Annotated in this window: 23 protein-coding genes; 6 read left to right on the top strand and 17 right to left on the bottom strand. The window is 67.4% G+C overall.

The features are described from left to right. Nucleotides 1-50: 50 nt before the first annotated feature. From GS424_RS09120 to GS424_RS09105, 4 genes are all read right to left on the bottom strand, one after another. On the bottom strand, nucleotides 51-641 hold the full coding sequence (locus tag GS424_RS09120) for a hypothetical protein (RefSeq protein WP_160942489.1): 591 nt from the start codon (nucleotides 639-641) through the stop codon (nucleotides 51-53). A 54-nt stretch (nucleotides 642-695) separates the two neighbouring features. Beyond that, nucleotides 696-1895 (bottom strand): tyrosine-type recombinase/integrase, encoded by a 1200-nt coding sequence (locus GS424_RS09115; protein ID WP_160942490.1) that lies wholly within the window; start codon nucleotides 1893-1895, stop codon nucleotides 696-698. 148 nt (nucleotides 1896-2043) lie between these two features. Then, nucleotides 2044-3027 carry a glutamine-hydrolyzing GMP synthase gene (gene guaA, locus GS424_RS09110; protein WP_160942491.1) on the bottom strand — a complete coding sequence of 328 codons (984 nt, stop codon included), beginning with the start codon at nucleotides 3025-3027 and terminating at the stop codon, nucleotides 2044-2046. A gap of 96 nt (nucleotides 3028-3123) precedes the next feature. Then, nucleotides 3124-3519, bottom strand: coding sequence for a metallopeptidase family protein (locus tag GS424_RS09105; RefSeq protein WP_160942492.1), 396 nt, complete (start codon nucleotides 3517-3519; stop codon nucleotides 3124-3126). 196 nt (nucleotides 3520-3715) lie between these two features. On the opposite strand from GS424_RS09105, the gene GS424_RS09100 reads away from it, so the two are divergent. After that, nucleotides 3716-4078 carry a PadR family transcriptional regulator gene (locus GS424_RS09100; protein ID WP_160942493.1) on the top strand — a complete coding sequence of 121 codons (363 nt, stop codon included), beginning with the start codon at nucleotides 3716-3718 and terminating at the stop codon, nucleotides 4076-4078. Then, on the top strand, nucleotides 4065-5054 hold the full coding sequence (locus tag GS424_RS09095) for a hypothetical protein (RefSeq protein ID WP_160942494.1): 990 nt from the start codon (nucleotides 4065-4067) through the stop codon (nucleotides 5052-5054). The genes GS424_RS09100 and GS424_RS09095 overlap by 14 nt, the downstream gene beginning before the upstream one ends. A gap of 54 nt (nucleotides 5055-5108) precedes the next feature. Here the strand turns inward: GS424_RS09095 and GS424_RS09090 are convergent, their stop codons facing one another. The 12 genes from GS424_RS09090 to GS424_RS09035 all read right to left on the bottom strand — a co-directional run bounded on the left by GS424_RS09090 (nucleotide 5109) and on the right by GS424_RS09035 (nucleotide 15848). Further along, on the bottom strand, nucleotides 5109-8012 hold the full coding sequence (locus GS424_RS09090; protein WP_160942495.1) for an FtsX-like permease family protein: 2904 nt from the start codon (nucleotides 8010-8012) through the stop codon (nucleotides 5109-5111). Further along, the gene (locus tag GS424_RS09085; RefSeq protein ID WP_160942496.1) at nucleotides 8012-8692 is read right to left on the bottom strand and encodes an ABC transporter ATP-binding protein; all 681 of its coding nucleotides are present in this window, start codon (nucleotides 8690-8692) and stop codon (nucleotides 8012-8014) included. The genes GS424_RS09090 and GS424_RS09085 overlap by 1 nt, the downstream gene beginning before the upstream one ends. 153 nt (nucleotides 8693-8845) lie before the next feature. Continuing rightward, on the bottom strand, nucleotides 8846-9850 hold the full coding sequence (locus tag GS424_RS09080) for a sensor histidine kinase (protein ID WP_160942497.1): 1005 nt from the start codon (nucleotides 9848-9850) through the stop codon (nucleotides 8846-8848). Between the two features lies 1 nt (nucleotide 9851). Continuing rightward, complete coding sequence (locus GS424_RS09075; RefSeq protein WP_160942498.1) at nucleotides 9852-10523, bottom strand: response regulator transcription factor; 672 nt, start codon at nucleotides 10521-10523, stop codon at nucleotides 9852-9854. Between the two features lie 67 nt (nucleotides 10524-10590). Beyond that, nucleotides 10591-10806 (bottom strand): helix-turn-helix domain-containing protein, encoded by a 216-nt coding sequence (locus tag GS424_RS09070; RefSeq protein ID WP_160942499.1) that lies wholly within the window; start codon nucleotides 10804-10806, stop codon nucleotides 10591-10593. Nucleotides 10807-10815: 9 nt separating this feature from the next. Continuing rightward, on the bottom strand, nucleotides 10816-11298 hold the full coding sequence (locus GS424_RS09065) for a hypothetical protein (protein ID WP_160942500.1): 483 nt from the start codon (nucleotides 11296-11298) through the stop codon (nucleotides 10816-10818). 99 nt (nucleotides 11299-11397) lie between these two features. Further along, nucleotides 11398-11643 (bottom strand): VF530 family protein, encoded by a 246-nt coding sequence (locus tag GS424_RS09060; protein ID WP_154331987.1) that lies wholly within the window; start codon nucleotides 11641-11643, stop codon nucleotides 11398-11400. Nucleotides 11644-11764: 121 nt separating this feature from the next. Further along, nucleotides 11765-12070, bottom strand: coding sequence for a hypothetical protein (locus GS424_RS09055; protein ID WP_160942501.1), 306 nt, complete (start codon nucleotides 12068-12070; stop codon nucleotides 11765-11767). A 150-nt stretch (nucleotides 12071-12220) separates the two neighbouring features. Then, nucleotides 12221-12631 (bottom strand): Tat pathway signal protein, encoded by a 411-nt coding sequence (locus GS424_RS09050; protein WP_160942502.1) that lies wholly within the window; start codon nucleotides 12629-12631, stop codon nucleotides 12221-12223. A 503-nt stretch (nucleotides 12632-13134) separates the two neighbouring features. Beyond that, the gene (locus GS424_RS09045; RefSeq protein WP_160942503.1) at nucleotides 13135-15057 is read right to left on the bottom strand and encodes a heavy metal translocating P-type ATPase; all 1923 of its coding nucleotides are present in this window, start codon (nucleotides 15055-15057) and stop codon (nucleotides 13135-13137) included. A 102-nt stretch (nucleotides 15058-15159) separates the two neighbouring features. Next, on the bottom strand, nucleotides 15160-15378 hold the full coding sequence (locus GS424_RS09040) for a cation transporter (RefSeq protein ID WP_160942504.1): 219 nt from the start codon (nucleotides 15376-15378) through the stop codon (nucleotides 15160-15162). Between the two features lie 53 nt (nucleotides 15379-15431). Then, nucleotides 15432-15848: an ArsR/SmtB family transcription factor gene (locus GS424_RS09035; protein WP_160942505.1), complete on the bottom strand. Its 417-nt coding sequence runs from the start codon at nucleotides 15846-15848 to the stop codon at nucleotides 15432-15434. 181 nt (nucleotides 15849-16029) lie between these two features. Between GS424_RS09035 and GS424_RS09030 the strand changes: the two genes are divergently transcribed. The 3 genes from GS424_RS09030 (at nucleotide 16030) to GS424_RS09020 (ending at nucleotide 18772) form a co-directional block, all read left to right on the top strand. Further along, a complete protein-coding gene (locus GS424_RS09030) occupies nucleotides 16030-16683 on the top strand; it encodes an ATP-binding protein (RefSeq protein ID WP_160942506.1) in 654 nt (217 codons plus the stop codon). Between the two features lie 231 nt (nucleotides 16684-16914). Continuing rightward, nucleotides 16915-17829, top strand: a complete 915-nt coding sequence (locus tag GS424_RS09025; RefSeq protein ID WP_160942507.1) for a helix-turn-helix transcriptional regulator — start codon at nucleotides 16915-16917, stop codon at nucleotides 17827-17829. A 1-nt stretch (nucleotide 17830) separates the two neighbouring features. Then, the gene (locus GS424_RS09020; protein ID WP_160942508.1) at nucleotides 17831-18772 is read left to right on the top strand and encodes a DMT family transporter; all 942 of its coding nucleotides are present in this window, start codon (nucleotides 17831-17833) and stop codon (nucleotides 18770-18772) included. Between the two features lie 210 nt (nucleotides 18773-18982). Here the strand turns inward: GS424_RS09020 and GS424_RS09015 are convergent, their stop codons facing one another. After that, complete coding sequence (locus GS424_RS09015; RefSeq protein ID WP_160942509.1) at nucleotides 18983-19756, bottom strand: SOS response-associated peptidase family protein; 774 nt, start codon at nucleotides 19754-19756, stop codon at nucleotides 18983-18985. A gap of 212 nt (nucleotides 19757-19968) precedes the next feature. On the opposite strand from GS424_RS09015, the gene GS424_RS09010 reads away from it, so the two are divergent. Further along, a complete protein-coding gene (locus GS424_RS09010) occupies nucleotides 19969-20295 on the top strand; it encodes a metal-sensing transcriptional repressor (RefSeq protein ID WP_160942510.1) in 327 nt (108 codons plus the stop codon). Nucleotides 20296-20319: the final 24 nt, after the last annotated feature.

The following is a 20319-nucleotide window of genomic DNA, read 5'->3' as shown; positions in this document are numbered from 1 at the left end:
GCATCATCTATCGAGTGACGATTCATTAAACGATTATTTATTCCAGTAGATTAGACCTTGGCTTTGCTTATCCGATCTTCGATACCCTCGATTGCAGCACCCAATTCTTCCAACTTCAAAAGGGAATCATATGAATCAAAACTGGATTGTACTTCGGTTGCAAACTTCACATCATCAGCCGAATACTTCTTGTTCGCGTTCTTTATCATATTGGTTAGCTTGCGTTTAAGAGAGGTTTTCAGCTTCTTAGAGGATACCTCGTCTTGAATGGATGGGAGAAGTTCGATAATGTTTACCCCTTCGTCCCTGTAGTCTTGATAGAGGTCTAGAAGGGCTTGGATAGCGTATGAATCAAGCAGTTCTATTTCCTTCTCGTATATCTCCGAATAAGGTGCTTCATCGTCCACCCAAGAAGTAAGGAGTTTGTATCTTGCGGCGTTTGCTTGAATCGTATCGAATGCCGTGCGTTCACGAACGCCCTTTCCTTTGTTGGTGATGACCATGTTGCCCTTTGCGTATCCCTGAGCGATTGCGATCAAGGTTTCCCACGCATCTTCGGTAAGTGCGAGATACAAGCGAAGGTCGTTATCCTCTAGAGCAAGAGCCAAAATCTCTTCCTGTACCTTCTTGCTGATGTTCATTAGCGATCCTTTCTATTGGAGGCTAAACCATTGAATAGGAATATATCACAATCGCTATTCATCTTCATCATCGTACAGTTCATAGGCGGGTTGATCTTTGCTGAAAGCTTTTCCGATGGTGTTGGCAGCAGCTTTCATTGCTGCGGGGTTTTCTGATGCGTAGGTCGATAGCATCACGGTTTTAGTATGTCCGAGCATCTTGGCCGCAGATGCTATGTCAACATTGTTCGCCACAAAAAAGGTTGCTGCATTGTGGCGTAAACTATGTAACGTTACTTCTTTTCCGAAGTGATCAACGATGTTGTACTTACTAACGAATCTCTTTACTTCGTTGGATAGCGTGGTTGGAGCCATGTACTTTACGGCTTCACCGATGACGAACCAAGAGTTATCAAAGGTTCCATATTTCTCTTCAACGGCTTTCTTTCTAACTTCCAAAAGCGGCAATAGCTGATCTGGAAAAGGGAATCGACGTTTAGAGGTTTCGTTCTTCGGGTCTTTGGTGTATGTGCCACCCTTAGCTATTCCTATGGATGTCTCCACGGAGATTTCCTTGCTTCTGAAGTCGATGTCTCGCCACCTAAGGCCGCATATCTCACCACGACGCATCCCGGTAAGAACAGCCAAATTGACAGCGATCCATATTGCATCGCCTTCGGAATACTCTTCGTTCAGCTTGTATATCAGTTCGTCTATCTGATCTGCATCGAGGAAGGTGATTCTATCCTTTCCTTTCTTCGGCTTGCGGATATGGTCGAAGGGGTTGTGCGTAATATCGCCCATGAAAAAGTAATGGTTGTACGTCTTGCATAGAATCGAATAGACCGTGTGGATCGTGCTTTGAGACAATCCTTTTGCTGCAAGCTTCGTCAGCCAATCGTCAATAATCGTGTTGGTTACGCTGCTAAAGCCGCAGTCCCCCAGAATAGGGAAGATATGATTTCTGCTGTAGGTCATCTGCATAGAGTATGTCGATTTCTCTATGAATGCCCTTCGTAACTGCTCGTCAAGAAAACTGGCGACCACATCTTGCACCGTCAGTTCGTTATTTCGGGCTACAGGATGCGATTCTTCGAGCCTTAAGGTTTCTGCCTCCCATGCTCGCAATTCTGGCTCAGCGTCTCGGCGAAGCTTCTGCTTAGAAACTTTCGTTACTTGGTGCCGTTTCTTTTCATCGTCTATTCGATAGGGTAGGATACCGCGCCATTTTCCGTCTTGGGTTTTTACGATGCTCAATTTGCAGTAATGCCGCATTTTGACCCCCTCGCTCGATAGTGTCTAGTATAGCTATCGACGTGTTGCATGATGGCCGCAGTATACAACATTATTGCAACAAAAATGCCCGCCAATAGTAAATGACGGGCATTCTATCAGGTATTATATTAGCTATTTACGAGAAGTCCTATTCCCACTCGATGGTGCCAATGGGCTTCGGGGTGAGGTCGTACACCACGCGGCAGATACCCGGGACTTCGGCCAGGATGCGGGCGGTGATCTTCTTGAGCAGCGCCCAATCGAGCTCGGGGACCTCGGCGGTCATGGCGTCGACGGTGTTGACCGCGCGGATGATGGCGGGCCACTCGAAGGCGCGCACGCCGTCGCGGACGCCGGTGGCGCGGAAGTCGGGGACGCTCACGAAGTACTGCCACACCTCGCCCTCGAGGCCGGCCGCGGCGAACTCGTCGCGCAGGATGGCGTCGGCCTCGCGCAGCGCCTCGAGGCGGTCGCGCGTGATGGCGCCGAGGCAGCGCACGCCCAGGCCCGGGCCCGGGAACGGCTGGCGCTCGACCATGCCCTCGGGCAGGCCCAGCTCGCGGCCGATGACGCGCACCTCGTCCTTGTACAGCAGCTTCACGGGCTCGCACAGTTCGAACTGCAGGTCGTCGGGCAGGCCGCCCACGTTGTGGTGCGCCTTCACGCCGTCGGACTCGAGGATATCGGGGTAGATGGTGCCCTGCGCGAGGAAGCTCACCTCGTCGCCCACACGGCGTGCCTCTTCCTCGAACACGCGGATGAACTCGGCGCCGATGATCTTGCGCTTCGCCTCGGGCTCGGCCACGCCGTCGAGCAGATCGAGGAAGCGCTCGGAGGCGTCGACGTACACGAGGTTCGCGTCGAGCTGGTTGCGGAACACGTCCACCACCTGCTCGCTCTCGCCTTTGCGCATGAGGCCGTGGTTCACGTGCACGCAGATGAGCTGCTTGCCGATGGCCTTGATCAGCAGCGCCGCCACCACGGACGAATCCACGCCGCCGGACAGGGCCAGCAGCACCTTCTGATCGCCTACCTGGGCGCGCACGGCCTCCACCTGCTCGTCGATGAACGCGTTTGCCAGCTCGGGCGTGGTGATTCGCTCCATGTCTTCGGGGCGCTTGTTGGGGTCCATTCGGGTGTCCTCCTCGTGTTCGGCAATGATCTGAGGGAATTATACGTGAAACGGGGCGGGTGTATATGCAGGTCGTTTGTTCTTTCGGGAAGACGCTCAGTATCCCATCTCGTGGAGCCGCGCGTCGTCGATGCCGAAGTAGTGGCCGATCTCGTGCACGACCGTCTTCCCGATCTCCTCGACGATCTCGGCGCGTGAGCCGAAGCAGCGCTCGTGGGGGCCTTTGAACACGGTGATGACGTCGGGGACGTCGCCGTCGTAGCCGTCGGCGCGATCGGGCAGCGACACGCCGTCGTACAGCCCCAGCAGCTCGTCGGCGCATACGGAAGCGCCCAGACAGTCGGGATCCTCTAGGGCGTCGAGGTGGTAGTCGTTCGGCTCGTCCTCCACGACGACGGCCACGTTCTCAAGCGCGTCGAGGAACCGCTCCGGGATACGCTCGAGCGCCTCCTCGACGGCCGATTCGAACTCGCTGTCGGTCATGCGGTGCATGGCGGCCTCCTTCGCCGGCGGGTGCGCGGGCCCGCGGCCCGCCCGGTTCGCTGAACCGGCAGGCACGAGTATACCCCATACGATTTATAGTGTGTGACGCACATTACCGTGCGATCTATGTTATAGTGTGCAACACACACTATCCGACGCGCCCACGATGCGGCGGCGCGCCGGGGCGAAACCGGAAGGGGGAGGGGTGGCGCACGACGACATCGTATCGAGCATGGTCCTCGAGCTGCGTCGCGGCACGCTGGTCATGCTCGTGCTGAGCCAGCTGCGCGAGCCGGCCTACGGCTACGCGCTGGTGAAATCGCTGGCCGACCACGGCATTCCCATCGAGGCGAACACGCTGTACCCGCTCATGCGGCGCCTCGAGTCGCAGGGGCTGCTGGCAAGCGTTTGGGACAACGGCGGCTCGAAGCCGCGCAAGTACTACCGCACCACCGACGAGGGCCTGCGCGTGCTGCGCGAGGTCGAAGCCCAATGGCGCGTGCTGTGCGGCGGGGTGGACAAGCTGTTGGGATCCGAAGGAGAGGACCGGGGTCATGCCGAACGATAACGACCTGATCGAGCGCTACCTGTACGCCATCACGCGGCGCTTGCCCGGCGCGCAGCGCGCCGACGTATCCGATGAGCTGCGCACGCTCATCTCCGACATGCTGGACGAGCGCTGCGGCGGCCTGCCGCCCACGGCCAAGGACGTGCGCGTCGTGCTCACCGAGCTGGGCACCCCGGGCGAGATGGTGCGCAAGTACACCGGCGGCGACGGCGCGTGCCTCATCGGCCAGCCGTACTACGCGCAGTACCTCTACGTGCTGAAGATCGTGCTCGCCTGCGTGGCCGGCGGCATGTTCGTCGCCGGGGCGCTGTCGCTCGCGACGGGCGCGGAAGGGGGCGTCCTCGGCGGCGTGCTCGAGGGCATCGCCTCCCTGATGGCGGCGCTCGCCTTCGCGTTCACGCTCGTCACCGTGCTGTTCGCCTTCTTCTCGCACCGCGGCATCGAGGTGGAGGTGATGGGGTCGCTCGACGACCTGCCGCCCGTGCCGCGCGACGCGAAGGCCTCCACGCGCGGCGACGCGGTGGCCGGCATCGTGTTCTCCATCGTGGGCGCCGTCGTGTTCCTGCTGTTCCCCGACGTGCTGAACGCGCTCAGCCACCGCGGAGACGGCGTGCCGTTCGACCCCTTCAATATCGATGCCATCCGCGCGTCGGCATGGGTCGTCGTCGTGTGGACGTTCGTGTGCATCGCGGGCGAGAGCTTCAAACTGGTGGAGGGCCGCTACACGAAGCGCTTGCTGGCGGTGACGCTCGCGTGCGACCTGCTCGCGCTCGCGCTGGCCGTCTTCTGGCTGACGAACTACCAGCTGGTGGACTCCCAGGCGATCGTCCAGGCGCTGCAGTCGTCGCGCGACACGCTGGACGGGCCGCTGCTGTGGGCGGTCTCGAACGCGCAGACCGCGTTCTGCGGCCTCGTGGCGGTGGCGCTCGTCATCGACGCCGTCGACTCCATCGTGAAAACGGTGCGCGCGCGGTAGGGGGGACGATCCTGCGGGCGCGCCCTCTGCGGAGGAGGGGCGCGCCCGCAGGGCCTAGATCGCGTCGGAGCGCAGGGAGTCCACGATGCTCGCGGCGTGGGAGCGGTGAAGGGCGTAGGCCACGCTGAGCGCCAGCACCGCGCCGACGATGGCCACGGCGGCGGCCACGTAGCCCCACGGCAGCGCGAACGCGAGGCCGGCGAAGGCCAAAGACGTGGCGCGGTACAGCCCGTAGGTGGCGAGCGCGGCCGCGGCCAGGCCGATGGCCAGCCCGCGCAGCGCGTAGCTCGCGCACTCGTAGGCCAGCATGCGGGCGAAGGCGCGGTTGCCCATGCCGATCGAGCGCAGCGTGGCGAACTCGCGCGTGCGCAGGATGATCCCGTTCGCCAGCGTGTTGAACACGTTGGCCACGGCGATGAGCGTCGTGATGACGGAGAAGCACAGCACGAACAGCTGGACGGCTTGCATGATCAGGCGGTTCTGGCGCGCCCGCTCCGCGATGTCGGTCACGTTGACGGTGATGGCGTCGGTGTAGTCGCGGGCGATCTCCTCGAGCTCGGCCGCGGCCTTCTCGTGGTCGGCCGCCGTGAACGAGAGGCCGGCGAACGAGTACGTGAAGGGGTTCTCGTGGTAGTCTCCCCGCCCGGCCGCGTTCGCGGCCACGCTCTCCGGCAGGATGATGGAGGGGAACTGGTTGTTGCCCGAGATGGCGTTCACCGCGGCGGGCTCCTCGGAGACGAGGGCGCCGATCTCGAGGGAGACGGCCGTGGCGGCCTCGTCCAGCGCGGCGACGGTCAGGCCGGCGCCGTCCCCGGGCTCCTGCGCCTGGTCGAGGTAGCCGACGACGGGTTGCCCGTCCGCGCCCTCCTGAACGCCCATGATGCTGAACCCTTCGCGCGCCTCGATGGCGTACAGGTCGATGCCGCCCGTCGCCGCGAACGGGGCCGCGGACACGTAGGTGCCGTCGGGCATGGTGTCCTGGTAGGTGTTCAGGCCGATGGCGCGCGGGTTTTCCGGATCGGCGTAGGCATCCGCGTCGAGGCCCAGGTCGGCCACGAGCGCGTTCCAGGACGCCTCGTCGACGTAGAAGACGGCGACGCTGCCGTAGTAGGTTCCGTCGGCGCCGAACGAGGACGGCACCCAGGCGGCGCTCACCTGCTCGTCGTAGGCCGCGCGGGCGCGGCGCGCCTCGTCGGAGATCATGCTCGCGCCGATGACGCCCTCGGCCTGCCCCTGACGGCACGAGCCGATGAGCTCGAGGCCGTCGATCCTGCTCACGCGCGCGAGCATCTCGTCGAAGGCGGCGGCGTTCTCCGACAGGTCGCCGACTTCGCGCATGCCGGCGTTGTTCGCATGGGCGGACACCACGATGTCCGCCCCGCTCGCGGCCCCGTTCGTGCTGGCGGCCCGGTCGGACAGCGGGGCGAGGTACAGCGCCACGCTGCCGGTGACCACCACGAGCGCCACGCTCACGGCGAGCGAGGCCACCACGGTGCGCCCGCGCGAGGCGGCGCGCGAGAGGTTGCGGTGGGCGACGAACCCGGGGACGCCGAAGATCCTGCCTGCCGCCCCGGGCCGCACGGCCGCGCCGCCCGCGCGCCGCCTCGAGGCCGCGGCCCGTTCGGCGCGCTTCGACAGGCGCACGTCCCGCGTCTGCCGGATGGCGTCCACGGCCGAGACGCGCGCGGCGCGGGCCGCGGGCACCCAGGCGCTCACCAGCAGCGTCGCGAACGACAGCGCCGCCGCCGCGGCCAGCGCGCCCGCGTCCACGTGCACCGGGAGCCCCGTCGCGCCCGAGCCCAGCATCGCGGCGAACGCCTCCTGCGACGCCGCGAACACGCCGGCCGTGCCCGCCACGCCGGCCAGCAGGCCGAGGGGCACCCCGAGCGCGCCCAGCAGCAGCGCCTCCGCCAGCACGGTGCGCCGCAGTTGGCGCTTCGAGGCGCCGAGCGAGGCCAGCAGGCCGAACTGCCGCGTGCGCTCGGCCACCGAGATGGCGAACGCGTTGTAGATGAGCGACACGGACGCCACCACGATGACCGCGGCCAGCACGGCGGCCACCATCCACAGCGTCCCCCAGATGGGGCGGTTGTCGGCGATGCCGAGGTACGCGAACAGGTTCGTGTGGTACAGCGTGGTGTCGGCGCTCTCGAGCCCCGTCGTCTCCTCGAAGAACGTCTGCATCTCGTCGCGGCTGCCGATGCCCTGCGTCACGACGTAGGCGCCCATCATCGGCTCGCCGTCGGCGTCGACGACGGTCGCGGGCGCATCGGCGGCGTTCAGCGCGACCGACGACGAGCTGGCGGCGGTGTAGTTGTTCGCGAGGTAGGGCGGCTGGTGCTCGTAGAAGCCCGTCACCTTGAGGGTGCGGGGTCGGGCGTCGACGACGACCTCCTCCTCGCCGTCCGTCGTGCGCGCGCCCAGGTCGGCCGTCACGACGGTGCCCACTTCCACGGGGCCGTCCGACGCCACGCCGCCCTCGCCGTCCGCGCCGAGCGTCTCGCCCTTGAAGTAGTCGGGCAGCACGATCTCGTCGGCCGTCCGGGGCATGTCGCCCTCCACGAGCTCGGGCATGAGCGCGAACGGCGCGCCGCCGGGCTCGCCCGTGCCCTTGACCGTGGTCGGCAGGCTCTTGAGCGTGAGGAAGGTGCCCAGGTAGCGGGCGTCTTCCTCCGACAGCGCCGCCGTGCCGCCCTTCGCGAACGACGCGAGGTCGCTCACCCGGTCGCTTTCCGCGAGCGCGTCGACGGCGGATGCAGGAACCTCGGATGAGAACACGTGCCACGACCCCTCCGTGGCGCTGGTGCGCTCGAGCATCCCCGCCTGCACGCTGGCCACGCTGGTCAGCACGGCGGCCAAGAGCGCTGCGGACAGCGCGATGCCGACCACCGTCACGGCGGTGCGCACGCGATTCGCGCTGAGCGTGCGCAGGGTGAAGCGCGTGAATATGCCCGTCATCACCGCCGCCTCTCGTCGGAGGAGACGCGCCCGTCCTCGATGGCGATGACGCGGTCGGCCATGCAGGCGATGTCCTCGTCGTGCGTGATCACCACGAGGGTCTGGTCGAACCGCTTGTTCGACTCGCGCAGGAGGGCCATGATCTCGCGCGAGTTGCGCGAATCGAGGTTGCCGGTGGGCTCGTCGGCCAGCACCACGGCCGGGGCGTTCATGAGCGCGCGCCCGATGGCTGCGCGCTGCTGCTGGCCGCCGGACAGCTGGTTGGGCAGGAAGCGCTCATGGCCGCGCAGCCCCAGGCCGCCCAGCAGCATGTCGAGGCGCTCCTCGTTCACGGCGCGCCCGTCCATGAGCACGGGCAGCGTCATGTTCTCCACCACGTTGAGCACGGGGATGAGGTTGTAGAACTGGTAGACCAGCCCCACGTCGCGGCGGCGCAGCACGGCCAGCTCCTCGTCGGAGCGCGCGTACACGTCCGCGCCGTTCAGCAGCACCGTGCCCGAGGTGGGGCGGTCGACGCCGCCCATGAGGTGCAGAAGCGTCGACTTGCCCGACCCCGACGAGCCGACGATGGCGACGAACTCGCCGGCCGCCACGCTGAACGACACGTCGTCGAGCGCCGTGAGCGCCGTGGGGCCGCTTCCGTACACCTTGGTGAGATGGTCGATGGTCAGGATGTCCATGATGAGCCTTTCTCGCTGACAGTCTACGGAACAGTGTGGCAGCCCGCGCTTGCGCGGGCGTGAACGCTCGGTGACGGAATTGTCATATTGGCCGCCGCGGGGCGGGCTGCGAGCCGCGGCGCGGCTGCTCGGAGCGGTGCCGCCCGCCGCGCGCTACACGATGACCTTGGGGAACGTGAAGTCGAAGCGCGCGCCGCCCGCCTCGCGGTCGTTGCCCGCGCGCAGCGTGCCGCCCTGGGCGACCGTGAGCGCCTGGGCGAGGGCCAGGCCGATGCCGAACCCCTCGGAGCCTTCTCCGCGGTAGAAGCGCTCGAACAGGCGGGGGAGGTCCTCGTCGGCGATGCCCGGCCCCGTGTCGGTGACGCGCAGGCGGCAGGCGACGGCGTCCTCGACGGCGCGCACGCGCACGGTGCCGCCGGCGGGGGTGTGCTCCATGCAGTTCTTGAGGACGTTGCCCAGCGCCTCGGCCGACCAGGCGGCGTCCCCCGTGAACGACGCGCCGTCCGCGACGTCCACCTCGCAGGCCACGTCGCGCAGGTCGAAGGCGCCGGCGAGCGGGGCCAGCGCGTCGCGCACGAGCTTCGCCGCGTCCACGGGGTGCGCCTGCACGCGGATGGCGCCGGCGTCGGCCTTCGCCAGCTTCAGCAGCGCGGTCACGAGCCAGCCCACGCGGTGGACGAGCGCCTCCAGCTCGTGGAGCGCCCGCGTGCGCTCGGCCTCGTCGGCGGCGCGCTCGACGGCGCCGATGAGCAGCCCCATGGCCGTGAGCGGCGTGCGTATCTGGTGCGACACGTCGGCCAGCGCGTCGGCCAGGGCGTTCTTCTCGGCGTCGAGGCGCTCGGTGGCGGTGCGCAGGGCGGCCACCATCTTCGCCAGCTCGTTCTTGAGCACCGCGAGGTCGCCCTCGCGGTAGTCGGAGAAGTCGATGCGCCGCCCGTCGTGCAGCACCTCGTCGACCTCGGCGGCAAGCCGCGCGATCTGGCGGTAGCGGCGCGCGGAGAACGTCGCGAACAGCGCGCAGGCCACGATGCCGGACGCGAGCGCCCACAGCCCCGCGCGCGGCCCCTCGATCGCGGCGGCCGCCGCGGCGACGGCCGCCAGCGCGCCGGCGAGCAGCGCCAGCTGGCAGGAGAATGAGCGGTTCCTCAGAAGCCCCATGTCACGCCCCCGTCCGGTAGCCCAACCCGCGCACGGTGAGGATGAGCCGCGGGTTTCCGGGGTCGTCCTCCACCTTGTCGCGCAGCCGCTTGATGTAGACGCTCAGCGTGTTGTCGCTCACGTACTCGCCGGCGCTGTCCCAGATGGCGTTGCGCACGTGCTCGCGCGTGACGAGCTTGCCCTGGCTCTGCGCGAACAGCAGCAGCAGCCGGTACTCGAGCGCCGTGAGCGCCACGTCGCGCCCGGCCTTGCGCACGCACGCCGCGCCCGCGTCGACCTCCACGTCGCCCAGACGCAAAAGCGACGCGGCGGCGTTCGTGCGGCGCAGCACCGAGCGGATGCGCGAGAGCAGCTCGCGGGCGCGGAAGGGCTTGGCGATGTAGTCGTCGGCGCCCATGTCGAGGCCGGCCACGGTGCTGTACTCGTCGTCGGAGGCCGTGAGGAAGATGACGGCGGGCGCGGGGTCGCACGCCTTGGCGGCGGCGCACACGGCGAACCCGTTGCCCTGCGCCAGCGCGACGTCCACGAGCGCCAGGTCGAAGCGCTCCGCGTCCAAGAGGGCGACGGCCGCGTCCTGGCCGGCGGCCGATGCCGTCTCGTAGCCTTCCGATCGCAGCAGGTCCGTCAAGCTGGCGACGATGGCCGCATCGTCTTCGACGAGCAACATGCGCATGGTGCGTCCTTCCCTTCGAGTGCTTCGCGTCCACGGTAGCAGAAAACCGGGGAAAGGGGAGGGGCGATCAGCCTTCTTCGTCGTCGACGAACTCCAGAAGGTCGCCGGGTTGGCAGTCCAGCTCCTTGCAGATGGCGTTGAGCGTTTTGAAGCGCAGGCCGCTGACCTTGCCGTTCTTGAGCTTCGACAGGTTGCCGTCGGCGATGCCCACCCGTTCGGCCAGATCGCCCAGGGAAACCTTGCGATCGGCCATCATCCGATCGAGGCGCAGCAGGATAGCCATGCCGCCCTCCTAGATGATCTCGAAGTTCTCGTCCTGGACGAGATACCCGTACTCGAGTATCTGCCCGAGGCAGAACACGATGGCGGCCAGCATGAAGGCGAACATGACCGACTCGTCCACGAGCGCGCCGGACGGCGTTCCGGTTTGGATGCTGAAGATCGTCCAGTACAGCCATTTCGGCACGGTGAGCGCCGCGAACAAGAGCACGGCCGCCGCCTTGATCCTGCGCGGCAGCGCGGCGAAGAACGGCGTCTCCTCCCGGTTGATGCGCAGGAAGACGAAGGCGACGTACACGGCCAGCGCGATGAGCAGGGCGTCCCTGAACAGGCTCATGCCGCGCCGCGCGGAGTCGGGATTCGACAGCGCCCCGCCGGTCGTCAGCCAGTCGACGATGAGGATCGACGTCTGAATGCCGAACATGAGCGCGATGAGGAGGATCGCGACGAACGCGGTCATGCTGGTTGCCTTGATCTTGGCGCGCGTCTTGTCCATACGGGCCTCCCTGCTCTCGGATGGCCCCAGTATACGCCGGAATATGCCGTATTACGATATGAATATGACGTTTTACGTCAAATCGGACGGTTTGTCGATCTACAGGTCGACCCAGAACTTCGAGTTCTTGTACAGCTCCTCCACCTTGTTGCGCGCCCAGGGCGTCTTGCGCAGGAACGACAGCGAGCTCTTGAAGTTCGGATCCTTCTTGAAGCAGTTGATCCTGATGCGCTTGGCCAGGCCGTCCCAGCCGTACTTGTTCACCAGCTGCTTGAGCATCGTCTCCAGCGTGATGCCGTGCAGCGGGTCGTTGGGGTGCTGGCGGTCTGCGGGGTTGTCGGGCATGGGCTCTCCGTGTTCCTCTCGTGGCGTACGCGTTCCATCATGACGCATTTCGGCCCGAACCGCCGCGTGAAAACGGGAAACGCCGCCCGAACGGACGGCGTTTCCGCATGCGGGGCCCGTCTTAGCGGCGGCCCATCGCCCATACCGCGCGCACGCCGAGGAGCGTGAACGCCGCGACGGCGACGGCGCCCGCCGCGCCGCTGGCGATGAGCCCGCCGACGAGGCATGCGCCGTGCCCGTGGCGATGCCCGTGCCCTCGGCAGGACCGGGCGTCGGATGCCTCCGGCGCGTTCGGCATCCCGGGCGACTCGGGCACCGCCGTCGCGTCCGATGCGCAGGGCGCGTCGCGTTCCTCCTCGTTTCCCATGAGGGTGTCGAGCCCCCGGCCGAGCGCGGCGGGACGGCCGCTTCCTTCTTTCGCGTTCATGGTTGCCTCCTTCTGCTTGGGCTTGTCCTTCCACGCAGCACCCTACGCCCGGCCGTCGGCGGCGCAGCGGGAGGACGAGCGGCGTGAGCGTCGCGCGACGCAGCTGTAACGTTCGGTTGGGAAACGGGGCCGCGCAAAGGCGGGCGGGAGCTAGAGGTCGGAGGAGACGAAGCTGTCGATGACGCGCAGCGCGGGATGGGCCGCGATGCCGCCCACGAGCGCGCCGCCCGCCCCGACGACCCAGTCGAAGAGGCTGAAGGGGTGGTCGGGCACCATGAGCGACACCGCGCCGTCGGCGATGCCGAGCACGCACGTGACCAGCACGGCCACCGCGCAGGCGGTGAACAGCCCCATGTGCTGCCACAGCGCGTTGGCCAGCAGGAAGCTGAGCACGGCGAACTCGATGAAGTACGCGACGGGCGAGGGCGCGCTCACGGCGGGCCCGAAGTACACGACGGCCGCCCACGCGACGACGAGCGCCCAGCGCCCGAAGACGACGAAGCGCCGCCGCCCCGACATGCGCGGACGTTCGTTCTCGGTATCTTGTCGCCGGTCATCCATGAGCGCACCATACCACGCAGCCCGCCCCCGACCTCGACACGGGTACCGTACCGTTGCCTGCGCCGAGGACGAAAGGGAACAAATGTTTCACGTGAAACATTCGAAGTAGCAGCGGCTTGCAGAGCGCGCGAGGCATTGTACCCTGACTCTCCTCGCTGAGGAACGCCAGGGTGGCGCGCGAGACGACGCAAGGAGGGCGGGGACGCCGATGAGCTCGAGGCCGATGCGCCGTCGCGGAGGGGGGCTGGGCCGATTCCCCGGAGGCATTCCGCCCCCCCCCCACGGCGACGTCCGCGGGGGGGCTTGTCGGGGACGGGCCCGCGCCGGGCATCGCGCCCCGAACAGGGAACCCGTACAAATGTTTCACGTGAAACAGTGAGTGCGGGTTCCGCCTCGGCCGCGCGTGCCGGGCGGCGATGCGCAGCTGCGGGCCCCGAAAACGCGCCGTGCCGCCCCGGGGGGGGCGGCACGGTCGGCGACTCGCTTGGCGGATGCGCGGCTCGCTACTTCCTCACGTTCATGGCGCGCATGGCGTTGAGGATGGCGATCACGGCCACGCCCACGTCGGCGAACACGGCCAGCCACATGTTGGCGATGCCCACCGCCGCCAGGATCAGCACGAGGAACTTCACGCCGAGGGCGAACACGATGTTCTGCCACACGATGCCCATGGTCTTGCGGGCGATGTGGACGGCCTTCGCGATGTTCGAGGGCTTGTCGTCCATGAGCACGACGTCGGCCGCCTCGATGGCCGCGTCCGACCCCATCGCGCCCATGGCGATGCCGATGTCGGCGCGGGTGAGCACGGGCGCGTCGTTGATGCCGTCGCCCACGAACGCCAGCTTGCCCTTGCCGGCGCCGTGCGCGTGCGTCTCCTCCAGCAGCCTCTCCACTTCCGCCACCTTGTCCTGGGGCAGCAGCTGCGCGCGGAACTCGTCGATGCCGAGCTCGCCCGCCACGGCGGCGGCCACGTCGGCGCGGTCGCCCGTCAGCATGACGGTCTTCTTCACGCCGGCCGCGCGCAAGGCGGCGATGGCCTCGGCCGCGTCGGGCTTGATGACGTCGGCGATGACGATGTGGCCGATGTAGTCGCCGTCGAGCGACACGTGCAGGATGGTGCCGGTCAGCTCGCAGTCGTGGCAACCCACGCCGCACTCGCTCATGAGCTTGTCGTTGCCCACGAGCACCACGTGCTCGTCGATGCGCGCCCGCACGCCGTGGCCGCTCTGCTCCTGCACGTCGTCGATGCGCTGCTGGTCGATGGGCCCCGAGTAGGCCTGCTTGACCGACAGGGCGATCGGGTGGTTCGAGTACGCCTCGGCGTGCGCCGCGATGGACAGCAGCCGGTCGGGGTCGATGTCGGCCTCGGGATGCACGGCCACCACGTTGAACGAGCCGTCGGTGAGCGTGCCGGTCTTGTCGAACACGACCGTCTCGGTGCCGGCGAGCGTCTCCAGGTAGTTGCTGCCCTTCACGAGGATGCCCAGGCGCGAGGCGCCGCCGATGCCGCCGAAGAACGACAGGGGCACGCTGATGACGAGCGCGCAGGGGCACGACACCACGAGGAAGATCAGCCCGCGCTGCACCCAGTCGGACCAGTTCTGGCCCAGCAGCAGCGGCGGCACGACGGCCAGCAGCACCGCGATGCCCACGACCGCCGGGGTGTAGTAGCGCGCGAAGCGGGTGATGAAGTTCTCGGTCTTGGCCTTCTTCTCGGCGGCGTTCTCCACGAGCTCGAGGATGCGGCTCACGGTGGACTCGCCGAAGGGCTTGGTCACGCGAACGGTGATGAGGCCGGTCATGTTGACGCAGCCCGAGATGATCTCGTCGCCCGCGCGCACCTCGCGCGGCACCGACTCGCCGGTGAGGGCCGCGGTGTCGAGCTGCGAGGTGCCGCTCGCCACGACGCCGTCGAGCGGCACGCGCTCGCCGGCTTTCACGACGATCTCGTCGCCCACAGCCACCTCGTAGGGATCCACCTGCACGAGCTGCCCGTCGCGCTCCACGTTGGCGAAGTCGGGCGCGATGTCCATCATGTCGGCGATGGACTTGCGGCTCTTGCCCACGGCGTAGCTTTGGAACAGCTCGCCCACCTGGTAGAACAGCATGACGGCCGCGCCTTCGGCCATGTGCGGGTCGCTGTCGGGGAACAGCACGAGCGCGAAGGCGCCGATGGTGGCCACGCTCATGAGGAAGTTCTCGTCGAACACCTGGCCGTGGCCGATGTTCTTCGCCGCGCGCAGCAGCACGTCGTAGCCGGCGATGAGGTAGGGGACGAGGAAGAGCGCGAACTCCACCCACAGCGCCGCCGTCTCGCTGCCGAGCCACGTCGACAGCGGAAGCAGCTCCGCCACGACGTACACGACGACGAACAGCGCGATGGCGAGGATGATGCGGTTCCTCGTGCGTTTCTGTTTCTTGTTCATGATCTCCAACCTTGTGGTCCGGGGAAGAGCGCAACGCACCGCCGGAATGTTTCACGTGAAACATCCGTTCGTGCAATCGGCTCTTCGATTGTCAGCGGGCGGTTAGCGCAGGATGACGCAATCCGGCTCGATCTTCTGGCAAACGCGCTCGGCTTCGTCGAGCACCGCGTCGAAGCGGTCGTCGTCGGCTTCCAGCACGAGCTTCTGCGTCATGAAGCTGACCGTGGCGCTTTTCACGCCGTCGATGTTCTTGATGCCGTTCTCCATCTTGGCGGCGCAGTTCGCGCAGTCGAGGTCCTGGAGTTTGAAGGCTTTGCGCATGGGTGTTCCTTTCGATAGGGGCGTTCGTCGGGTTGTTCGTTGCTTGTCGTTCGCTATTCGCAGATGTGGGTCATGCCCTGGGCGAGCATGGTGTACACATGGTCGTCGGACAGCGAGTAGATGACGTTCTTGCCGTCGCGCTGGAACTTGACGAGGCGGGCCTGCTTGAGCGTGCGCAGCTGGTGCGACACGGCGCTTTGCGTGGCGCCGATGAGCTCGGCGAGGTCGGCGACGCACAGTTCCTGGCCCATGAGCGCGTACAGCATCTTGATGCGCGTCGTGTCGCCGAACACCTTGAACAGGTCGGCCAGGTCGTACAGCAGCTCCTCGTCGGGCATGCTCTCGGGCCCCGGCCCGGACGCGCCCGCGTGCTCGGCGCAGCCGCACGAGCAGCCGTTGTCGTGCGCGCTCTCCGCGAGGGCGGCGCCGTCGTCGGGGGCCGGCGCGGTCTTGCTCTGGTTTTGCTTCATCCTGTTAACCTCTCAACATATGATCAACTGTTCATAAGTATACGGAGGAGACGCGGCCTGTCAAGGGGGAAGGGGGAGAATTTCCCGCTTGTTGCATTTACAACGAAGGGCGCCGCCGCCGCGTGCTATGCTCGCGAGCATACCGACGAGAGCGCGCGGGAGCGCATGCAGGAGGAACCTTATGATACGGAAGATCATCGAGATCGACGAGGCGGCGTGCACCGGCTGCGGCCTGTGCGTGACGGCGTGCCATGAAGGCGCGATAGGCCTGGTGGGCGGCAAGGCGCGCCTGCTGCGCGACGACTACTGCGACGGGCTGGGCGATTGTCTGCCGGCGTGCCCGACCGGCGCCATCGCCTTCGTCGAGCGCGAGGCCGAGGCCTACGACGAGGCGGCCGTGCTGGCGGCGCAGGGCCGGGCGGAAGCGGATGATGCGGAAGCGGTCGCGCCGGTCGCGCCGCGCCCCTCCGAGCTGGCATCGTGGCCGGTGGAGATCAAGCTCGTCCCCGTGCAGGCGCCGTACTTCCAGGGCGCGCACGTGCTGATCGCCGCCGACTGCACGGCGTTCGCCTACGCCGACTTCCATCGCGACTTCATGCGCGGCCGCATCACCCTCATCGGCTGCCCGAAGCTGGACGCCGTCGACTACAGCCAGAAGCTCGAGGCCGTCTTCGCGGGCAACGACATCGCCTCGGTCACCGTGGCGCGCATGGAGGTTCCCTGCTGCGGCGGCCTCGAGCACGCGGCGCGCACGGCCCTCGAGCGCAGCGGCAAGGACGTGCCGTTCGAGGTGGCGGTGATCTCCACGCGCGGAGACCTGCTCGAGCGGCGGTAGCGCCCCGCGACGGCACGGCGCCGCGGCGACCATGGCACCGCAACATCGCCGCCGCGACGGCGTCGCGCCACCGTCGCGAGAATGTTTCACGTGAAACATTTGTACGGGTTTGGCGCTGGCGGGTTCGGGGCAGGCGGGGCGCGTGGGGCCTGCGGCGTTCCGCCTGCAATTTCGTTCAAGCGGGGCGCGCTCGTTCATGGTATCGTTTCCTGCTTGGACGAAAGGGTTCGCATGGAAACGATCGAAGCATGGAACGAGCGCCCCGATGTGGCGGGCGCGCGCTTGGCCGACCCCGACATGGGGGCCGAGAATCGGCGCATCGCGCCGTTCGGGCCGTGCCCGGGCGTGGAGTTCGTCACCCTCGAGGGCATCGTGCAGCCCTTCCCGCTGCACTTCCACGACTTCTGGACCATCGGGCAGATGGTGGGCGGCGGTCGTCGCATGCGCTGCCGGGCCGAGGAGCACGTGCTGGGCCCCGACGACTTCGTGCTGTTCGAGCCGGGCGAGGTGCACGGCTGCGAGCCCGTGGGGAAGGCGCCGCTGGCGTATCGCAGCATCGTCGTCCCCGACGAGCTTTTCTCCCAGGTGGTGGGCGAGGCTCTCGGCGTGCCGGGCCCGCATCGCTTCAAGACGGTGGTCACGCGCGACGTGTCGCTGTCGGCCTGCATGGCGCGGTTGTACGCGTTCGCGTGGAGCGAGGGCGCCGACCCGCTCGAGGAAGAGGAGGCCCTGCTCGCCCTGCTGGCGCGCGTGGCGCGCTGCTGCGAGGGCGGCCGGCCGCCCTCGCCTTCCCCCGTCTCGGCGACCGCTTCCGAAGCGGCGGTCGCCCGGGCCCGGGCGCTCGTCGACGAGGCCTACGCCGCGGAGCTGACGCTCGCCGACCTGGCGCAGGCCGCCGGGCTGTCGCGGTTCGCCCTCATCCGCGCGTTCTCCGACGAGACGGGCCTCACGCCCCATCGCTACCTGCAGGCCGTGCGGGCGAACCGTGCCCGCGACCTGCTGGCTGCGGGCGACGCCCCGGCCGAGGCGGCTGCGCGCGCCGGGTTCTCCGACCAGGCGCACATGACCCGGGTGTTCAAGTCGTTCTACGGCGTCACGCCGGGCCGCTACCGCAGCGCCGCGCGCGCTTCGCGCGAGGGGCGCTAGCATGGCCGCGGCAGACGTCCGGGCGGCGGACGACGCGCAGGCGCAGCAGCGGCCCGCCGTGCGCGGGCACGCGCTGGCGCTCGTCACCGTGCTCGTGTGGGCCGTGACGTTCGTGTCCACGAAGGTGCTGCTCGTGCATCTCGCGCCCATCGAGATCCTGTTCTTCCGCTTCGTGATCGGCTTCGGCGCGCTCGCGCTGCTGCGCCCGCGCATCCTGCGCGTGCAGGGCTTCAAGGAGGAGCGCTGGTTCATGCTGGCGGGCGCCACCGGCGTCACGCTGTACTACCTGCTGGAGAACATCGCGCTCACGTTCACCACGGCCTCCATCGTGGGCGTGGTCGTGGCGGCGGCGCCGCTGTTCACCGGCATCGCCTCGGCCGTAGCGCTCAAGGAGCGCCTGCGCGCGCCGTTCTTCGCGGGCTTCGCGGTGGCCATGGCGGGCGTGTGCCTGGTCAGCTTCGCGGGCGGCGCGGCGGGGCTGGCGGGGGAGGACGGCCTCGGCCAGGCGGGCCTCGCGGGCGTGGCGCTGGCGCTGGCGGCCGCGGGCACGTGGGCCGTGTACTCCATCGTGACGAAGAAGCTCTCGACGTTCGGCTACGACAGCATCCTCGTCACGCGCCGCACGTTCGCCTGGGGACTTGCGTTCATGCTCCCGACGCTGCCCGTCCTGGGCTTCTCGCCCGACTGGGCCTCGCTCGCCGCGCCCGAGATGTGGGGCAACCTCGTGTTCCTGGGGCTGGGCGCCAGCGCGCTGTGCTTCGTGACGTGGAACATGGCGGTGAAGGAGCTGGGGCCCGTGAAGACGAGCCTGTACATCTACCTCGTGCCGGCGCTCACCGTGCTGGCCTCGGCGGCCGTGCTGGGCGACCCGCTCACGCCGCCCGTCATCGCCGGCGTGGCTCTGACCATCGTCGGGCTGTTCCTGTCCGAGCGCGGCAAGTAGCTTCGCGCCTTGCGGGGCCGCGTCGCCCGGGGATGATGCTCCAAGCAGGAAACCAGAACGGATGTTTCACGTGAAACATCCGTTCTTGGCGAGCCCCCCGCTCCGTTTGCGTGCGGTTTTCACCCCGATGTCGCAGCGGCGCAAGGCGACGTGGCGAATGGCGAGCTGGGGAAACGCCCACGATCGGGAGGCCGCGGCCGCCGCCGTCCGCTAGCGCTCGGGTGCGACGCTCAGCTCGATGGCGCCGCGGTCGAGCAGCGGCCCGTAGACGCCGCGCAGCCACAGCGCCGGCTCGCCGGAGCCCAGCACGAGCGGCATGCGGTTGTGCACGGCGGCCACCGCCTCGTTCGGCTCGGTGGTGACGAGCGAGAACCGGCCGCGGTCGTGGATGCCCGCCAGCAAAAGCGGCGCGCCGTCGCGAGGCTCGAAGGCGTACTGGCGCTTCACGGGCCGCCCGGTGCGCGCGCTCGGCACCGTCTCGGACGCGTGCGACTCGTAGAAGCCCCAGGCGGGTATCAGGCAGCGGCGCCGCGCGAAGGACGACGACCACATGCTGCCGTCGTCGCGCAGCGCCGTCTCGATGCGCGTGTTGAACACGGGCCCGTTCTTCCACGGAACCTCGTATCCCCAGGCCATATGCGCCACCGCAAGGCCGCACCCGTCGCCCGTGGCCACGATGAGCGGCACCACCGACGAGGGGAACGCTTCCGCGCGCGGCGGGGCCGCGGGAGCTTCGGGGGCCGCGGGCCCGTCGTCGAACAGCGACAGTTGCGCCGCCGCGCCGCAGCGCGCCTCCTGCGCCTCCCGCGTCCGCGCGGCCTGCACGGCTCCGGGAGCGTCGGCGGGCGCGAACAGGTGCGCCTCGTAGTCGGCCAGGGGATCGAGCGAGGCCAGCTCGCCGGCATGGTCGGCCAGGTCGCGCTCGATCTCCGCGGCGATGCGCGCGACTTCGTCGCGGTCGACGGGTATGAAACGGCGGCACATCGGCGGCTCCTTCCTCGCGTTCCTGCACGCCTCCAGTGTAGCGGTTCGCGGGCCGCTGCGGGGTTGCCGCGCGGTGTCCTTCGCGTGACGGCCGCCTTCCGCCGCTCGCCGCGCCGACCGCCGGCCGATCCCGGAACGGGGGTTGACAATACCCGTGAGGGGTATATACTCACGCCCAGATACCCACACGGGGTATAGAGGAAAGGAGCGTCATGGCCGAGAAGAACCCGCAGCCGGAGGAAGCCGGCTGCTGCTGCCGCCGCAAGGAGACGCCGCGCTCGGAGGAGCTGCAGGCCGACCTGCAGAAGCGGCTCAACCGCGTCATCGGGCAGCTGGGCGGCATCAAGACCATGATCGACGACAACCGGTACTGCGGCGACGTGCTCACGCAGCTCGCCGCCGCCGAAAGCGCCGTGCACAGCATCTCGTCCGTCATGCTGCAAAACCACCTGGAAACCTGCGTGGTGGAGCAGATCAGGCGCGGCAACGTGGAGGTCGTCGACGAAGTGATGCAGCTCATGAAGAAGTTCTCGCGATAAGCGGATGTTTCACGTGAAACATCC

It is taken from the genome of Eggerthella guodeyinii (assembly GCF_009834925.2).
GTDB classification, from domain to species: Bacteria; Actinomycetota; Coriobacteriia; order Coriobacteriales; family Eggerthellaceae; genus Eggerthella; species Eggerthella guodeyinii.
This window is presented reverse-complemented; position numbering and strand designations above follow the sequence as displayed.

Bases quoted from the DNA above. Each gene is read 5' to 3' on its own strand.
- GS424_RS09120 (WP_160942489.1), bottom strand. From the start codon at position 641: ATGAACATCAGCAAGAAGGTACAGGAAGAGATTTTGGCTCTTGCTCTA.
- GS424_RS09115 (WP_160942490.1), bottom strand. From the start codon at position 1,895: ATGCGGCATTACTGCAAATTGAGCATCGTAAAAACCCAAGACGGAAAA.
- guaA (WP_160942491.1), bottom strand. From the start codon at position 3,027: ATGGACCCCAACAAGCGCCCCGAAGACATGGAGCGAATCACCACGCCC.
- GS424_RS09105 (WP_160942492.1), bottom strand. From the start codon at position 3,519: ATGCACCGCATGACCGACAGCGAGTTCGAATCGGCCGTCGAGGAGGCG.
- GS424_RS09095 (WP_160942494.1), top strand. From the start codon at position 4,065: ATGCCGAACGATAACGACCTGATCGAGCGCTACCTGTACGCCATCACG.
- GS424_RS09090 (WP_160942495.1), bottom strand. From the start codon at position 8,012: ATGACGGGCATATTCACGCGCTTCACCCTGCGCACGCTCAGCGCGAAT.
- GS424_RS09085 (WP_160942496.1), bottom strand. From the start codon at position 8,692: ATGGACATCCTGACCATCGACCATCTCACCAAGGTGTACGGAAGCGGC.
- GS424_RS09080 (WP_160942497.1), bottom strand. From the start codon at position 9,850: ATGGGGCTTCTGAGGAACCGCTCATTCTCCTGCCAGCTGGCGCTGCTC.
- GS424_RS09075 (WP_160942498.1), bottom strand. From the start codon at position 10,523: ATGCGCATGTTGCTCGTCGAAGACGATGCGGCCATCGTCGCCAGCTTG.
- GS424_RS09070 (WP_160942499.1), bottom strand. From the start codon at position 10,806: ATGGCTATCCTGCTGCGCCTCGATCGGATGATGGCCGATCGCAAGGTT.
- GS424_RS09065 (WP_160942500.1), bottom strand. From the start codon at position 11,298: ATGGACAAGACGCGCGCCAAGATCAAGGCAACCAGCATGACCGCGTTC.
- GS424_RS09060 (WP_154331987.1), bottom strand. From the start codon at position 11,643: ATGCCCGACAACCCCGCAGACCGCCAGCACCCCAACGACCCGCTGCAC.
- GS424_RS09055 (WP_160942501.1), bottom strand. From the start codon at position 12,070: ATGAACGCGAAAGAAGGAAGCGGCCGTCCCGCCGCGCTCGGCCGGGGG.
- GS424_RS09050 (WP_160942502.1), bottom strand. From the start codon at position 12,631: ATGGATGACCGGCGACAAGATACCGAGAACGAACGTCCGCGCATGTCG.
- GS424_RS09045 (WP_160942503.1), bottom strand. From the start codon at position 15,057: ATGAACAAGAAACAGAAACGCACGAGGAACCGCATCATCCTCGCCATC.
- GS424_RS09040 (WP_160942504.1), bottom strand. From the start codon at position 15,378: ATGCGCAAAGCCTTCAAACTCCAGGACCTCGACTGCGCGAACTGCGCC.
- GS424_RS09035 (WP_160942505.1), bottom strand. From the start codon at position 15,848: ATGAAGCAAAACCAGAGCAAGACCGCGCCGGCCCCCGACGACGGCGCC.
- GS424_RS09030 (WP_160942506.1), top strand. From the start codon at position 16,030: ATGATACGGAAGATCATCGAGATCGACGAGGCGGCGTGCACCGGCTGC.
- GS424_RS09025 (WP_160942507.1), top strand. From the start codon at position 16,915: ATGGAAACGATCGAAGCATGGAACGAGCGCCCCGATGTGGCGGGCGCG.
- GS424_RS09020 (WP_160942508.1), top strand. From the start codon at position 17,831: ATGGCCGCGGCAGACGTCCGGGCGGCGGACGACGCGCAGGCGCAGCAG.
- GS424_RS09015 (WP_160942509.1), bottom strand. From the start codon at position 19,756: ATGTGCCGCCGTTTCATACCCGTCGACCGCGACGAAGTCGCGCGCATC.
- GS424_RS09010 (WP_160942510.1), top strand. From the start codon at position 19,969: ATGGCCGAGAAGAACCCGCAGCCGGAGGAAGCCGGCTGCTGCTGCCGC.